Raw genomic sequence first — 16,118 nt, forward strand, 5'->3', positions numbered from 1 at the left:
AGAATTTACAAATTGGAATCCAACTGTACCAACAACAGGCACAGTAGCAGAAGGAACTTACACAGCTCAATACGAAGATACAGACAAAGTTAAAACTCCAGATCCAAAGAAACCTGGCGACACACCAGAAGGATATGTAAGAGTAACTTTCGATGCAACAAAAGACGGTAATATTGATGGAAACCAATTCAAATATCTAGACGTAAGAAGCGACGTAACTTGGGATGACGCTGCCGTAACAGCAAAAATCCCAGCAACAGCAGCTTACAAAGACGCAACAAAAGAATTTACAAATTGGAATCCAACTGTACCAACAACAGGCACAGTAGCAGAAGGAACTTACACAGCTCAATACGAAGCAAAGACAACACCAGGCACTAAAGATAAAGATAAATACACTCCAAAAGGAAAAGACATCACAGTAAATGTAGGTGGCACTCCAGTTGCTGAAGACGGAATTAAAAACAAAAACGATTTACCAGCTGGAACAAATTATAAATGGAAGAATGATGAAACACCTAATACCGCTACTCCAGGCGTAAGACCAGGAATAGTTGTAGTAACTTATCCAGATGGATCAAAAGATGAAGTACCAGTAAACGTTATAGTAAACAGAGATGGAGCTCAACAATCTGCTCCACCTGAAATTAATCAACCAACAGAAGGAGATACAACAGTAACAGGTACAGTAACACCTGGTGCTACTGTTACAGTAACTCTTCCAAATGGAACAACAAAAGATGCTACAGTTGACAGTAATGGTAATTGGTCAGTAAATACTCCAGAGTTAAAAGCAGGGGAAACTATAAAGGCATTTGCTACTGAACCAGATAAAAACCCATCAAGCCCAGCAACAACTATAGTTAAAGGCAAATATACTCCACCAACTTACAAATATACAACTCTTACTCTAGACGAAAACTACAGAGGTGGCGAAATTACTCACCATGACGTTGATGAAGGAGAATTAATTGAACGTTATCTATATGTTCCTCGTAGAAGAGGTTATGTATTTGAAGGATGGAGCTACAACAGTAGACGTCTTGACGAAGTAAGACCTGGCGACAGAATTTACTATCCAATTACTCTATATGCAATTTGGTCTAAGGATAGGGACTACGATCGTGACGAACGTGAAGAAGAACCTGAAGATTTAAGACCAGTTCATGACCACGACGCTTACATGTTCGGTTACACTGACGGAACTGTAAGACCTAATGGTAAGATTACAAGAGCAGAAGCAGCTGCACTAGTAACAAGACTTCTTGGTCTAGATACTTTCGCATCAGCTGCAAAACCAATGTTCTCTGACACACCAAGTTCATGGTACAACAAAGCCATCAACGCGGCTGTTCAAAGAGGTATCATGAAGGGTTACCCTGACGGAAGATTCAGACCAAACGCACCTATCACTAGAGCAGAATTTACTCAAATGATATCAACTATTGACAACAAGCCTTATGGCGTTGCACCATTCGCAGATGTTAAGGGTCACTGGGCTGAAAGACCTATAGGCAGCGAATATCAAGCTGGCAGGATCATGGGTTATCCTGATCAAACTTTCAGACCAAACGCATTCATCACTAGATGTGAAGCAGTTGTAATTCTTAACAAGATCTTCGAAAGAAATTATGACGCTATGTCTCTAAAAGACGCTAAGAATGCTTATCTAATCAAGGGCTTCATAGACTTACCAACAAGTTTCTGGGGCTACTATGATATGATTGAAGCAACTAACTCTCATAGTTTCAAGAGAAGAAGTGAAGGAAAGGTTCAAGAGGACTGGACTTTAGTTAAATAAACAATTTCACAGTAAATTGCGAATAATAAGAATGATAAGAATGATAAGAGAAGCATATGGGCTTATGGCTCATATGCTTCTTTATTTTGCAATATGTATTTAGTGTGTTATAAAAGTAACAGAAGAGGGTATATATTATATGAAAAATAATAAGTTAGGGAGATGATCATCATGTAGAATAAAGACTAGTATTATGTATAAGTACAAGTGAATAAAAAGATTTGATTATTAATATAAGGAGGGATAGTATATGCATTATATACCGTGCATAGAAGATAGTGAAATATTTGTTATGGCTATTAGTTTAGATGTATATTTAAGAGATCGTAAAGTTGACGAAACTCACATAGAAAAGATGAAAAATAAAATTGCTTTGGGAGAAAGAAAAGATTATAAAGAAATTATGGTTAATTCTGTTAATAAAAATACTAAGGATATAGTCTACGTATATCCTATAGAAGAAATTGAAGTAGATAAAATTATCGGTGGAAGTAGATTTACTGTAGACGAAAGTATATACGATAATGTTTATTCCTTTAAAAAAGATGAGAGGTTAAGAAAGCGATTTGAAGATTTATTTAAGATATTCGAATATCCAAAAAGAACACTTGATGATGCAAAGAAATATTTTTCAGAAAAGCTTAATCCTATAATAGTTAATTATTACAAGGATAAAGATGAATATTATGTAGAATTAGATGGTAACCACAGGGCTCTAGTTGCTATGATATTTGGCGTTGAAAAAATAAAAGCTGAAGTACATTATTATGCAAAGGTTGATAACAATAATTAAAATTATGTTGTAAATTCAGTGTAATGAAGTACATGTATATATGTATAAAAATTTGTTTTTAATAGGCTGATTACATTTGCAATAGAAGTAACATTTAAGTGATTCTTGATAACATTGACAATGAAGACACGTTATTGGTTTTTATAATGATATTTTAAGGAGGGAGTAATATGGATAAAAAGTTTGATTATTTAAAAGCATACTTTATTTTTAGTATAATAGTAATATTATATCTAATTAGAATACTACTGCCAGAATTAGCACCTAAGTTAGGGTGGAAGTCTGCTGGCGATTTAAGTATTGTCATTTTATTTATATTGAATTTAATATTGAATATTTTTTATTTTAAAGGGTTTAAAGACATGGCAAATATCGGAATTTTTCAATATATACTATTTATTTTTACAGTATCACTTGGATTTGGATCTACTCTGTTATTACTAACATTATTATGTAGCAGTCATTGGAAGTTATTTTATACTATTTTTTGTGTGATAATGCTAGTTAAATATGGGAATCTATATAAAAGAAGCACCCCATATATAAGTATGTTTTCTAATATAATTATTAGTTTAATAATTAATAATTTAATTTTATTGAATACAATTATATGGGACTTGTTTGATTTAACTAAGTTTAATTCTCTATTAAATACCCTTGACATTGACTTAAGTGGAGAGCTTATAATAAATCTTGTGTTATTTCCTGTGTTATTAATGACTTCTTGCGGCGCTTGTATTAACGCAAAGGATGAATATTATAAAAATAAAGGTAAAGACAAAGTAATTAATAAGGATAAAAACACAGAAGACAAAGAGAACTCTGAATCTCAAAACAATGTTTCAGATGACAATATTAAGTGATATAATACACCTAAAGGAAGTGATTTTATGTCGAAAAAATCAAATGATTATATAAGTCTTGAATCTGAAGTGAAAATGCCTATCAAAAAGCCACTAGTATATGAAGATTTAAGTGAAGAAGACTTTGATCGAGAGATGCAAAAAGCGATTGAGGATTTTGATTGTGGAAGGACATATACTTTAGATGAAGTAGAAAAGAGCTTAGAGGATATATAATAATAAAAAATATTGACAATTAAATCAATTTAATCTATTCTTATCATAACAGAGCCTCCCACGCTTAATGTTTTTTACATTCGGTGCAAGGGGAGGACATTTTTTTACCTTACCATATCTATTTACACTTTCAAGAAATAAAAATATTGCAAGTTTTGAAAGTCTGTGATATAATACTTTCAAGAAATGAAAAAAATTAAAGTTTTGAAAGTGAGGTGTAAACATTGAAAATTATTGAGAGACCATTGTACTTAGATAGATTAAAAAGACTTTTTGATACTCCTGATATCAAGATTATTACTGGACTAAGAAGGTCTGGCAAGTCTGAGCTCTTAAGATCTTTTGTAAAGTATTTGAATAAGTCATACACTGACATTAATATAATACGTATTGATTTTGGCGATTTAAAGTTTGATTCTCTAAAAAATTATAAAAGTCTTTACGATTATGTTGAAAAAATGTATGATGATTCTCTTAAGAATGTTTTAATTGTTGATGAGGTTCAGCTATGTGAGAAATTTGAGTTAGCGATAAACAGTTTTCATAATAGTAAGAACTATGACATTTACCTAACTGGTTCTAATGCTTTTTTATTGAGTTCTGATTTGGCGACTCTTTTCACTGGAAGGTTTATAGAGATCCCGGTCTATCCTTTTAGTTTTGAAGAGTATTGCTCTTATTTTGATATAGATAGGGACTATTCTGAACATTTGCAGGATTATCTCGCTATTGGCGGGCTTTCTGGTTCTTATGTGTATGATAATAAGGAGGATAGGGCAGCCTATATCAATGATGTATATAAAACTTTGATAAAAAGGGATTTGATTGACAGGTACAATATAAGTGATGAAGCTCTTCTTGATAACTTAGCAGAGTTTTTGATGGATAATATTTCTAATTTAACAACTGTGAATAATATTAGTAAAATCTTAAATTATAACAAAATCGCGACTAATCACGTCACTATTGGCAATTATATAAAGTATTTATGTAACGCTTTTATGTTTTACAAGGTAAAGAGGTATGATATAAAGGGTAAAAAGTATCTAGAAATCAATGATAAGTATTACTTATCTGATCTTTCATTTCGTTATGCTATATTAGGTGTTAGAAATATTGATTATGGAAGGGCATATGAAAATATTGTCGCTATTGAGCTTTTAAGAAGGGGTTATGATATATACGTTGGTACGCTATATCAAAAAGAAATAGATTTTGTGGCAATGAAGGGTGATGAGAAAATCTATATACAAGTTAGTGATGATGTATCTAGTGAAAAAACAATGCAAAGAGAGCTTGAGCCGTTATTATCAATAAGGGATGCGTATCCAAAGATGATTCTTTCTAACACAAAGCATCCAATGAGCCTGATTGATGGTGTGAAGCACATTGATATAGCTAGGTGGCTTATGGGGGATGAATCTTAGTTTGTATATGTATATTTATTTTGCTTAAGTAGTAATTTTGCATTCTTTTGCGCAAAAATCACGCCTTTTCTTCACTACAAACTTTTAATCGCTCCAATGTGCTCCTCTGTACTATTTCGCTCATAAAAGTTCTCCGTAAAGAAAATTCATTGATTTTATCTGCAAAATAAAAGCAAAATTAGTTGTGAGGATTGCTTTGTATAAAAACCATTCCCACTTTCAAGAAATGAAAAAAATTAAAGTTTTGAAAGTGAAGTATTTTATAAAATATAAAAAATGCTCGCATTTTTACGAATTATATAGTATAATATAGTTGCAGGTAGAGATACGCTGTATACTCGTGAAATCGAATTAGCGTTTAAGCGATATGTAATATCGCCGATCACGAGGCCATCTTATGGTGGTTTTATAATATTAATGAGTTACAATTAGGACTGCTTATGTGGTCCTTTTCTATTGCCATAAGTGTAACCAAAACTAAAACTAAAACTAAAACTATAATCAAAACCATAAGCAAAACTATAATCAATACTATAATCAAAACCAAAACCCATCCATTCCACTCTTTTATTAATTATTTCACACTTTCTCTTAATAAATTCATAAAGTTGTTTTAATTTTTCTATCTCTCGGGTATATAATAAATAGAAAATCAATTAAGGAGGTAAGCTTATGAGAATCGAATTTGTAGGAAAGAACATTGAACTAACTCAAAGTTTAAAGGATGTGGCTGAAAAGAAGTTCCAAAAGCTTGACAAGTTTATTGGCAAGGATGTGGACGCGAAGGTTGTCTTCTCGGCTGTTAGAAACACTAAATGTGTTGAAGTAACTATCTTCCTAGATAGGACTATACTTAGAGCTGAGGAAGAAAGTGACGACATGTACACATCTATCGACAGAGCAGTTGATGTTTTGGAAAGACAGGTTAGAAAGTACAAAACTAAGCTTCAAAACAGATATCAAAAGAATGAGTCGATCAGGTTTGAAAATGTTAAGCCTATGGATGAGCCGGATGAGGCTAAGCTTGTAAAGAACAAGAAATTTAAGGTGGTACCTATGTCTTCTGACGAGGCTATCCTTCAAATGGAACTACTTAGACACAATTTCTTCGTATACCAAAACGCTAAAACTGAAGCCATCAACGTAGTATACAAGAGAAAGGATGGCAACTACGGCCTTATTGAAGTTGAATAAAATGAATATTAATATAGATGATTTTAAATTGAACAAACCCATATCCTCGGTGAAGATTTCGCCGGATGGTCGTCACAAGGTATTTATGGTGACTGACGTGGATATGGCGGCGAATGAGTACAAACACTCATTTTACATGCTTGATGAAAATGATTCTTTGAAGAGACTGTCTACTAATGACGTCTCTTCTACTTATGCTGTGGACAATGGCGGGATCATTTTCGCAAAGTCAGATGAAAAAAGGAAGTATGCGTCTATCGTTTACCGTCTAAGCTTCAGTGGCGGTGAGAGGGAGGAGCTTTTTAGGCTAAATTACCCGATTAATGGTATTCGCATCATGGATGAGGAAAGGCTGATCCTCTCTATCAGCAATTCTGAGAAGATCAGGCACTTTAAGGACATGGATCAAGAGACTTACGAGAAGAAGGCGGCTGAAATTAAGGAAGAGGATGACTACACTATATATGATGAAATCCCTTTCTACCTTAACGGTGCTGGCTACATCAACAAGATCCGTACTTCGCTTGCAGTGTACAATATGACGAGCGGCGCACTTGAGATTATTACTGATGACTTTACTAGTGTATCGAGCTACGACATAGCCCCTGACATGTCTGAAATTGTCTACACTTCTGAGTCTTACACTGACAAGGCGCCTTTAAAGAGTCAGCTTTATCTTTATAGTTTTGCGGACGATAAGTCTGTGAAACTTGATTATGGCATGGGTCTTAGCTATTATGGACCTAAGTATGCGGGGGATGATGTTTTTGTCTTCGCGACTGACCAAGTGGATCACGGTATCAACCAAAATCCAAAGGTCTACCTAATTGATAAAAGCAAAGAAAATATTAAGTGCATTAATGATGACTTTGATATGTCGATTGGCTCATCTGTGGGCTCTGACCTTCGTTATGGCGGCGGCTACTCATTTAGGGTGATGAAGGACAAGCTTTACTTTATATCAACTCTTGCGAATAGCGCAGACCTATTCGCCATTGACAAGGCTGGTAAATTAGAAAGGCTTTCTAAGGTAGTCGGTTCAGTTGATGAATTCGACGCCCATGATAATGGTACTATCTACGCTATAGGCATGCTTGACTACAATTTACAAGAAGTTTATAAATTTGAAGGGGATAAATTTAAGAAAGTGACTGCCATAAACGAGGCTTTACAAAAGACTTGGGGCGCTGAAAAATATGACAAGATCACGTTTAAGAATGACGATATTGATTTTGAGGGCTTTGTGATTAAGCCGGACGGATACAAGCCGGGCAAGAAATATCCTGCGATACTTGAGATTCACGGCGGACCAAAGACTGTTACGGGTGAGGTTTTATACCACGAATACCTTTATTTTGCAAAGCAAGGCTACTTTGTCTTCTTCACTAATCCGAGGGGCTCGGACGGCCGCGGCAATGATTTTATGAACATCAGAGGCAAGTACGGCACTATCGACTACGACGATTTGATGAAGTTCACTGACACTGTTTTGAAAAAGTATGAGGACATTGACAGGGACAACGTTCACGTGACTGGCGGCAGCTACGGCGGCTTCATGACTAACTGGATTATCGGTCATACCAATAGATTCAAATCGGCTGCGTCGCAACGCTCTATATCGAACTGGCTAAGCTTTTTCGGCGTATCGGATATAGGCTACTATTTCGCAACTGATCAAAATTTGGCAGAGCCATTTACATCGAGCGAAGCCTTATGGGAGCGCTCTCCGCTAAAATATGCGAGCGAGGTCAAGACGCCAACATTATTCATCCACTCGGACGAGGACTTCAGATGCCCTTTAGAGCAAGGCGTACAAATGTTTACGGCGCTTAAGTACTTCGGAGTCGACTCGAAGATAGTTATCTTCCACGGCGAAAACCACGAGCTAAGCCGCTCTGGCAAGCCAAAACACAGACAAAGAAGACTTGACGAGATAATCACATGGATTAAAAAGAGATCATAATATAGAAAAGTGCATATCGATTTGATGTGCACTTTTTTGTGGATGAGATTATAGCGTGGCACGAGCAAAACCATAGGCAAAGTGTGACGAATTGTCACGGTTTCAAGCCGAGTAGCGAGTGTATGGTAAGTGGCAAGACCATTGGCAAAATGCTTGAGTAAGTTTTTATGAAATCCATCAAGGGAGCGAGGCTCTTTCGTGTGTCGTCATAATTAATATCTATAAACATAGGTCCATTACCATAAATATTTCCATAGCTAAAAAATGAATTTTGTAGTATAATCATTAGAGGAGGAGAAAAATGGATTTTGAAAAATTTTACTACATAGCAGAAATCATCGGTACCGTGGCCTTTGCCTCATCGGGCACGCTTGTCGCAATCAGAAAGGGCATGGACGTCTTTGGCATCGTGGTTCTTGCGATAATCACAGCGATTGGAGGCGGTGTCATTCGTGACATCACCCTAGGTATCACGCCGCCCATGGCATTTAGAGACAACACATACACAGTAGTTGCCATCGTTACTGCACTCGTTTTGATACTATTTTTATCGAAAAAAATCAAATTTCTGAGCTTAAATACAGTTAACAGAAACTTTATGATTAAATACACACAAGTCGCGTCAGTGCTAGACGCCATCGGCCTTGGCCTGTTCACAGTCAGCGGCGTAAGCGTCGCCATGGTCAGAGGCTACTCGAACAACGCCTTTTTGATGATCTTTGTCGGCGTCATCACCGGTTGCGGCGGCGGAGTCTTAAGAGATCTTCTTTCAGACACCATCCCGATTATATTCACGAAAAACACCATTTACGCAGTTGCCTCGCTTTTGGGCGCAGTCGTGTTTATAGTTTTGAGACCATATGGAGCGAACTTCTCCTTCTTTATGGGCGCCTTAACCACAGTTGTCATCAGGCTTCTATCGATGAAGTATAGGTGGAGTCTGCCAGACGTTTCATCTGACCTTGTCGATGGGGACGACGTTTAAGAGAATTTAATACTGATTTTACTTTAGAAAGCTTTGTTTATGCATGAACAAGGCTTTTTCTATGCGAATGGCTGGGCCATTGTGTATAAAACTGTGGATAAGTCTGTGGATAAATTATAAATCACAAGAAAATAGCTTTGTCAAGTGCTATTTTTGCGAAAAATGCCTGTGGATAATGTGGATAAGCTTGTGTATAAATGTAAAATAGCGATTTGCAGTGTGGATATCTATGTGAGTAAATGAATTATTAAATTTTTTAAATATTTGTAAGCTTAGTATTAAAAATATTTATAAGGAATAAGACTATTTCCATTGCTTTTATATTTCTTTAGTAGTATAATAAAGTTAACAAATCTATTTAAGGAGGAATTATATTATGAAGAAGAAAATTTCACTGTTATTAGCAATACTTATGCTTGTAACACTAATCCCAACAGCATTTGCTGAATCAAAAACAGTAGACGCAGTAAAAAACACAAAAAAGGTGACACTTGACGGAGAAGAAGTCATGGTCGGCGCATACGACGTAGAAGGCTATAACTACTTAAAATTAAGAGACGTAGCAGCAATACTTAACGGCAAGAAATGTCAATTCGATGTAGGCTATGACAAGCCAACAAAATTAATCACAGTTGAATTAGCAAAAGGCTATGAAAAACTTGAAGGCGACCTAGCCGAAATTAAGGATGAAAAAGCAAAAGCAATTATACGCGTGATTAAAATACTTGTTAATGGCGAAGAAAAAGAAGTAAAAACAGCTCTTATTAACGAAAACAACTACATGCAATTAAGAGACCTTGGCACACTAGTAGGACTAGGCGTTGGCTATGATAAAGTGAATAAAGTTATCCAGCTAAAGAGCGATGCAGAAGTGAAAGAAGAAAAGCCAGAAGAAAAAGAAGATGAAAAGAAAGACGAAAAGAAAGATGAGAAGACTGACGAAAAGAAAGAAGAAGTAAAGGAAGAAGCAAAAGTAGAAATAATTCCTGAAGATCAATGGACTGAAGAAGAAAAGAAATTTTTTGAATCAGCTGAAGCTCTTCAAGAAGTTGCCGTAGATCTTTTAAATGCTGGTTTGAAAGAAGATGCTGATCAATCATTCAAAGACTTAGTAGAACTTTATAGAGACTGGGCTCAAGCAAGTATAATACAAGGTAGAGAATTGTTTAGAGAACAAGCTAGTAAAGTTGAAAAAAGAGTAGAAAAAAGATCAGATGGCAGATATGCTGTATTAGACTTCACTTATAATACAGGCGGTATTTTCTGCGTTGAATCAAAAAATGCTGGATCAGAAGATCCTGATAATAAATTTAAATTCAAAAACGTATTAATACTAGAACTTGAAGATGGAGCTAAAGAAAAATATACAGATAATAAAGTTATATACGCTAAACTTATTGACTTCCACCAAGCAATTGTTGACAATAAGATGGATGAAGCCATAAAGATACTTCAATCTATAGGCGTAAAAGCAAATGCAGAAAATTTAAAAGAATATCTTGATACAAAAAAACAAATTGCTAATAATCTTGGTGCAGAAATATTCACTAAAGATTTCGAATACGAAAAAGAATATAAAAAAGGTGAAGACGATGACGGCACTGATGTTTCTGTAATGTTCAATTATAAGGATGGAAGCATGTTATTTATTGGATACAATAGAACAGTTGGTGGACTTACTGGTTTAGGATTTAAACTAAAATAGTAGTTCAAATATATAGTTAAGGGAGCGGAAAGCTCCCTTTTTTGTCTTGCTTTTATATTTCTTTAGTAGTATAATAAAGTTAACAAATCTATTTGAGGAGGAATTATATTATGAAGAAGAAAATTTCACTGTTATTAGCAATATTAATGCTTGTAACATTTATACCAACATCATTCGCTGAGAGAAAAACTACTGAGGCAAGAAAAAGCAATCAAAGAATAGCTCTTGACGGAGAAGAAGTTAAGGTAGGATCTTACTTAGTTGAAGATTACAACTACATCAAATTACGTGACGTCGCTGCTATATTAAAAGGAACATCAAGTCAATTTAATGTAGGACGTACAATTGAAGATAAGTCAATATTAGTGATTGACCCTACTAGCTCTTATGATATTTTAGATAGTGACTTGCAAGAAATAACAAAAGAAAAAGCTAAAGCTAGCCTCGGAATAACAAAAGTTGATATATTTGGAGAGCTTAAAGACCTTAAAACTGCATTGATTGACGGTTTCAACTATGTTCAACTAAGAGATTTAGCAAAGCTCATTGGTTTCGAAGTAAGCTATGATGCTAAGAACAAAACTATTTTAATAAACACTGTAAATAATAACGAAAACTATGTAGATGATAATAAGAATAAAGTTCCTGAATCTGAGTGGACTGAGGCTGAAAAAGAATGGTTTAAGAATCAAAAAACTTATTTAAGCAACATGGTTCTAGTTATATTTGGTTTTGCAAGTTCAGACAGCCCTAATATTGAACAAATAAAACAAAAATACCTTGACAACCTAGGATTAAGTGTTCTTGGAGGAAGAAAGCTTTTTCAAGGCTCAATAACAGACCAAAGTAATAGGGTTGAGATTAGAGATGGAATTAGATATGCTATAGCCACTTTAGTCTACGAAAGTGGAGCAACTGTAGTATATGAAGGACAAAACATTGGACAAGAAAATGAATTCTGGAGAACAAATTTCTACAACACTGTAATATTAACTATTGCAGACAAATTACCTGAAAAGTATATGAATGATAAAAATGCTGTTTGTGAACAAATAGTTAAGTTCTACGATGCTATAGTTAATAAAGATTATGAAAAGGCTGTCAAAGAAATAAAAGAACTTAAGATAAATGCGACTGTTGAAAGCGTTAAGTTGTTTGAAGAAAGAATGAAAGAATATGCTAATGGAGTAGAAATATTTAGAAAAGATTATACAACAGTATTTAAGACAGACGAAAATGGCGACCCACATGTATTTTTCCAATATAGCGACAACACTGTTTTTGAAGTAGCATATATCGGAACAAACTCTACTGGTATTTTAGCAGCAACACGTAAATAAATAATTTAATCAAAAAATTGGGAGCGAAAGCTCCCTTTTTTTATGTTGATTTTATATTTCTTTAGTAGTATAATGAAATTACTCAATCAAATTAAGGAGGAATTATATTATGAAGAAGAAAATTTCATTGTTACTTGCAATTTTAATGCTTGTAACACTTATCCCAACAGCATTTGCTGAATCAAAAACAGTAGATGCAGTTAAAAACACTAAAAAAGTGACACTTGACGGAGAAGAAGTAATGGTCGGAGCATACGACGTAGAAGGCTACAACTACCTAAAACTTAGAGACGTAGCAGCAATTTTAAATACTAAAAAATGCCAATTCAACGTTGGTTTTGATAAGCCAACAAAGCTAATCACAGTAGAATTAGCAAAAGGCTACGAAAAAGTTGAAGGCGATCTAGCAGAAATTAAAGATGAAAAAGCAAAAGCAATCGTTTCAGTTAAGAAAATTCTTGTAAATGGCGAAGAAAAAGAAATAAAAACAGCACTTATTAATGAATATAACTACATGCAATTAAGAGACCTTGGTTCATTAGTAGGACTAGACGTTAAATATGATAAAGTGAATAAAGTTATCATGCTAAAGAGCGATGCTGAAGAAAAAGAAGAAAAAGTAGAAAAGAATGAAGAAAAGAAAGATGATAAAAAAGAAGAAAAAACTGATGAAAAGAAAGATGAAAATAAGAGTCTTGATTTTACAGACGCTGAAACAGCATATTTAAATAAACTTATAAGTCTTTACGATGCATGGTTAGAATATCTTGAAACTCATAATGTCGATGAAGTGCCAGAAGAGTCAAGATCAATTGCAAATTATTATAGTTACCTAAAAAATATATTTGAAGCTGGCGGTAGACCATTAAGCCGTGAGTATACAGCTTCTATTTATATAGATGAAAGAAAAGATGGTAGATACACTGTAGTTGAATTTGAATATCCATCTGGATCAACTCTTTTACAAGAAGCAATTGTTACGGCGGATGTAGACGGTTCTTTTAAAAATGAAAAATTTAACGCTAAAATAATTAATGCTTACATTATACCATTTAGAAAAGATGCTAAAAAAGATTTACTTAACAATTCTGAACTAATAAAGACAAAGTTTAAAGAATTTTATGATGAAGCAATGAAAAAAGATTACAAGAAAGCAGCAGCTGCTCTATATGAGCTAGGTTATGAATCTAATGAAAAGAATGTTAAGGAGCTTATTGAGCTTAGAGCTAAAAATGCTAAAGCACTTAAAGGCGCGCTTGATATAGAAAATTATAAATATGAAGCAAAAAAAGTAGATAAGTCATTTATGGCAAAATTTTCAAATGAATATGAAATGTTTGCAATCATATATAATCCTGAATTAGATGGTCTATTAACAAGCTTTTTTAAATAAATAATTAATCAAAAAAATTGGGAGCGAAAGCTCCCTTTTTTAATGCTATTTACTTTTCCAAGTCTCTTCCATATCCTTCACTATTTCAAAAAAGTCATCGTCTGGATAAATTATATGTTTTATCCATTCTTCCTTAATCTGCCAAAGATTTGCCTGAACGACAAACTCGCTTCTATCGGTAATCTCGAAGATCCTCTCCCAGCTAGCGACAATTGTCTCTCTTATATCGTCATACATCTCATTATATTTCCTATCAAATATATTAAAGCTGTGGCCCGCGCCGCGCGCCTTGAGTTCTTTTTCGAAGCGTTTTGCATCGTCCGCATCAAGTGGCACGTACTGATTATTTAAAACGAGGTCCCACTTAGCTCCATCGAAGTAGATGACTTCGCTCTTAGGCACTGTCATCGCATAAACGACTTCTTTGTGAATGGGCTTGAGGCAGTTGTCTTTAGAGACGCTGCACCATATTGGGTAGCTGATCTCGTCTGGCTTAGCGACTATTTGCGAAGCCATCTTCACGAAGTAATCATATTTTTCCAAGAAGAAGTCCGAAATGTCTTTCATATGCAAGCCGACATAGAGCCTTTTGTTTTGTATGACGCCTTTATTTTTTAATTCGTAGAGGCTATTCTCATGTTGTCTTGTGTAAAGATTAACGTATTCCATATATATCACCTATTTATTCATACCCAATATTTCGAATTTGGAATTTTAATCCTTGACTATAAATAATTTCTATGATATAATACTTAAGGATGAGGTGAGAGGTATGATGTACATACATTTTAATTTTATTGCTCACAATTTTAATAATAATAGATAAGAGGAACGCCACGTGCGTTCCTTTTTACTTTATCAGAGTACTAACTTAGTAAAAGGAGGATATTATGGACAAGATCGTTATCAATGGAAATGACCTTACTATCGAAGATGTTGTAAAGGTAGCAAGATGTCACGCAGAGGTTGAAATCTCTAAGGATGCAAAGGATAGAATCATTGCATCAAGAAAACTTGTTGACAAGTTTGTTGAAGAAGAAAGGGTTATCTACGGAATCACAACTGGTTTCGGTAAATTCTCTGAAGTACATATCTCTAAGGATATGACTAAGAATTTACAAAAGAATTTAATTATGTCTCACTCATGTGGTGTTGGCGAATTATTTGACGAAGACATCGTTAGAGCCATCATCTTATTAAGAGCTAACTCTTTATCAAAGGGTTATTCTGGTGCAAGACTTGAAACTATCGAAACACTAGTTGCTATGCTAAACAAGGGTGTTACACCATGTATACCTGAAAAGGGTTCACTAGGTGCATCTGGTGACTTAGCTCCACTTGCTCACATGGTTTTACCTATGCTTGGTCTAGGCGAAGCTTTCTATGAAGGTAAGAAGATGACTGGTAAGGAAGCTATGGACAAGGCTGGCATTCAAACTATTGAATTAACTAGCAAGGAAGGTCTAGCTCTTATCAATGGTACACAAGTTTTAACTGCTGTTGGTACATTAACTTTATATGATGCTATGAAGCTTGCTAAATTAGCTGACGTTGCTACATCTCTTACAATGGAAGCTATGGGCGGCATCATCGATGCATTTGATGAAAGAATCGCTGACGTTAGAAAGCACCAAGGCATGTATGACACTTCATACAATGTAAGAGCTATCCTTGAAGGATCAAAGAACATCACTCGCCAAGGCGACTTAAGAGTACAAGATGCTTACTCACTAAGATGCGTTCCACAAATTCACTGCGCATCAAAGGATACATTTAATTTTGTAAAGAATAAAGTTGATATCGAAATCAACTCTGTTACTGACAACCCAATCATCTTCCCTGATGATGAAGCAGTTATCAGTGCTGGTAACTTCCACGGCGAACCAATGGCTCTACCATTTGACTTTTTAGGCATTGGTATAAGCGAAATAGCTAACGTATCTGAAAGAAGACTAGAAAGACTAGTAAACCCAGCATTATCAGAAGGTCTACCAGCTTTCTTAGTTAAGGAAGGCGGAGTAAATTCAGGCTACATGATAGTTCAATACGCTGCTGCAGCTCTTGTTAGCGAAAATAAGGTTTTAGCTCACCCAGCAAGTGTTGACTCAATACCAAGTTCAGCTAACCAAGAAGACTTAGTATCTATGGGTACTATAGCTGCTAGAAAAGCTAGAGAAATCTATCTAAACGCAAGAAAAGTTGTAGCTATGGAAATGTTTGCTGCATGCCAAGCTATTGACATAAGAGGAGACAAGGGTCTTGGTAAGGGTACTAAGGCTGCTTACGACGAAGTAAGAAAAGTAATAGACTACATCGACAAAGACAAGGTTATGTACTTTGAAATCAACAAAGCTGAAGAATTATTAGCTGATGACAAGGTTCTTAACGCTGTTGAAGAAGCTGTAGGAGCACTTAAATAGATATTAAGTAAGGAGGTT

The 16,118-nt window shown here is 34.9% G+C and carries 14 protein-coding genes; 12 read left to right on the plus strand and 2 right to left on the minus strand.

Going from position 1 to position 16,118, the window contains the following annotated elements; all coding sequences use genetic code 11:
- The 5 genes from AC1EJ0_RS07790 to AC1EJ0_RS07810 form a co-directional block, all read left to right on the plus strand.
- The coding region (locus AC1EJ0_RS07790) for an S-layer homology domain-containing protein (RefSeq protein WP_480023951.1) at positions 1–1,801 on the plus strand (1,801 nt) is incomplete at its 5' end.
- Between the two features lie 250 nt (positions 1,802–2,051).
- Positions 2,052–2,594, plus strand: a complete 543-nt coding sequence (locus AC1EJ0_RS07795; protein WP_480023950.1) for a hypothetical protein — start codon at positions 2,052–2,054, stop codon at positions 2,592–2,594.
- Between the two features lie 170 nt (positions 2,595–2,764).
- Positions 2,765–3,457, plus strand: coding sequence for a hypothetical protein (locus AC1EJ0_RS07800; RefSeq protein WP_480023949.1), 693 nt, complete (start codon positions 2,765–2,767; stop codon positions 3,455–3,457).
- Between the two features lie 27 nt (positions 3,458–3,484).
- Positions 3,485–3,673 (plus strand): hypothetical protein, encoded by a 189-nt coding sequence (locus AC1EJ0_RS07805; protein WP_480023948.1) that lies wholly within the window; start codon positions 3,485–3,487, stop codon positions 3,671–3,673.
- 224 nt (positions 3,674–3,897) lie between these two features.
- Positions 3,898–5,100 carry an ATP-binding protein gene (locus tag AC1EJ0_RS07810; RefSeq protein WP_480023947.1) on the plus strand — a complete coding sequence of 401 codons (1,203 nt, stop codon included), beginning with the start codon at positions 3,898–3,900 and terminating at the stop codon, positions 5,098–5,100.
- 406 nt (positions 5,101–5,506) lie between these two features.
- Here the strand turns inward: AC1EJ0_RS07810 and AC1EJ0_RS07815 are convergent, their stop codons facing one another.
- Entirely contained in the window at positions 5,507–5,641 is a 135-nt protein-coding gene (locus AC1EJ0_RS07815) for a hypothetical protein (protein WP_480023946.1), read from the minus strand.
- A gap of 131 nt (positions 5,642–5,772) precedes the next feature.
- Between AC1EJ0_RS07815 and hpf the strand changes: the two genes are divergently transcribed.
- The 6 genes from hpf to AC1EJ0_RS07845 all read left to right on the plus strand — a co-directional run bounded on the left by hpf (position 5,773) and on the right by AC1EJ0_RS07845 (position 13,680).
- Positions 5,773–6,294: a ribosome hibernation-promoting factor, HPF/YfiA family gene (gene hpf / locus AC1EJ0_RS07820; RefSeq protein ID WP_294797048.1), complete on the plus strand. Its 522-nt coding sequence runs from the start codon at positions 5,773–5,775 to the stop codon at positions 6,292–6,294.
- Position 6,295: 1 nt separating this feature from the next.
- Positions 6,296–8,257, plus strand: coding sequence for a S9 family peptidase (locus tag AC1EJ0_RS07825; protein WP_480023945.1), 1,962 nt, complete (start codon positions 6,296–6,298; stop codon positions 8,255–8,257).
- A 301-nt stretch (positions 8,258–8,558) separates the two neighbouring features.
- Positions 8,559–9,242, plus strand: coding sequence for a trimeric intracellular cation channel family protein (locus AC1EJ0_RS07830; RefSeq protein WP_480023944.1), 684 nt, complete (start codon positions 8,559–8,561; stop codon positions 9,240–9,242).
- A 376-nt stretch (positions 9,243–9,618) separates the two neighbouring features.
- On the plus strand, positions 9,619–10,947 hold the full coding sequence (locus tag AC1EJ0_RS07835) for a hypothetical protein (RefSeq protein WP_480023943.1): 1,329 nt from the start codon (positions 9,619–9,621) through the stop codon (positions 10,945–10,947).
- Positions 10,948–11,057: 110 nt separating this feature from the next.
- Complete coding sequence (locus tag AC1EJ0_RS07840; protein WP_480023942.1) at positions 11,058–12,287, plus strand: hypothetical protein; 1,230 nt, start codon at positions 11,058–11,060, stop codon at positions 12,285–12,287.
- A gap of 109 nt (positions 12,288–12,396) precedes the next feature.
- Positions 12,397–13,680, plus strand: coding sequence for a hypothetical protein (locus AC1EJ0_RS07845; RefSeq protein WP_480023941.1), 1,284 nt, complete (start codon positions 12,397–12,399; stop codon positions 13,678–13,680).
- Positions 13,681–13,725: 45 nt separating this feature from the next.
- Here AC1EJ0_RS07845 and AC1EJ0_RS07850 read toward each other — a convergent pair whose 3' ends face one another.
- On the minus strand, positions 13,726–14,349 hold the full coding sequence (locus AC1EJ0_RS07850) for a DUF3841 domain-containing protein (protein WP_480023940.1): 624 nt from the start codon (positions 14,347–14,349) through the stop codon (positions 13,726–13,728).
- Between the two features lie 221 nt (positions 14,350–14,570).
- Between AC1EJ0_RS07850 and hutH the strand changes: the two genes are divergently transcribed.
- On the plus strand, positions 14,571–16,100 hold the full coding sequence (gene hutH / locus AC1EJ0_RS07855) for a histidine ammonia-lyase (protein ID WP_480023939.1): 1,530 nt from the start codon (positions 14,571–14,573) through the stop codon (positions 16,098–16,100).
- The last annotated feature ends 18 nt before the right edge of the window (positions 16,101–16,118 follow it).

The organism is Fenollaria sp. C0166D3, from assembly GCF_056590255.1.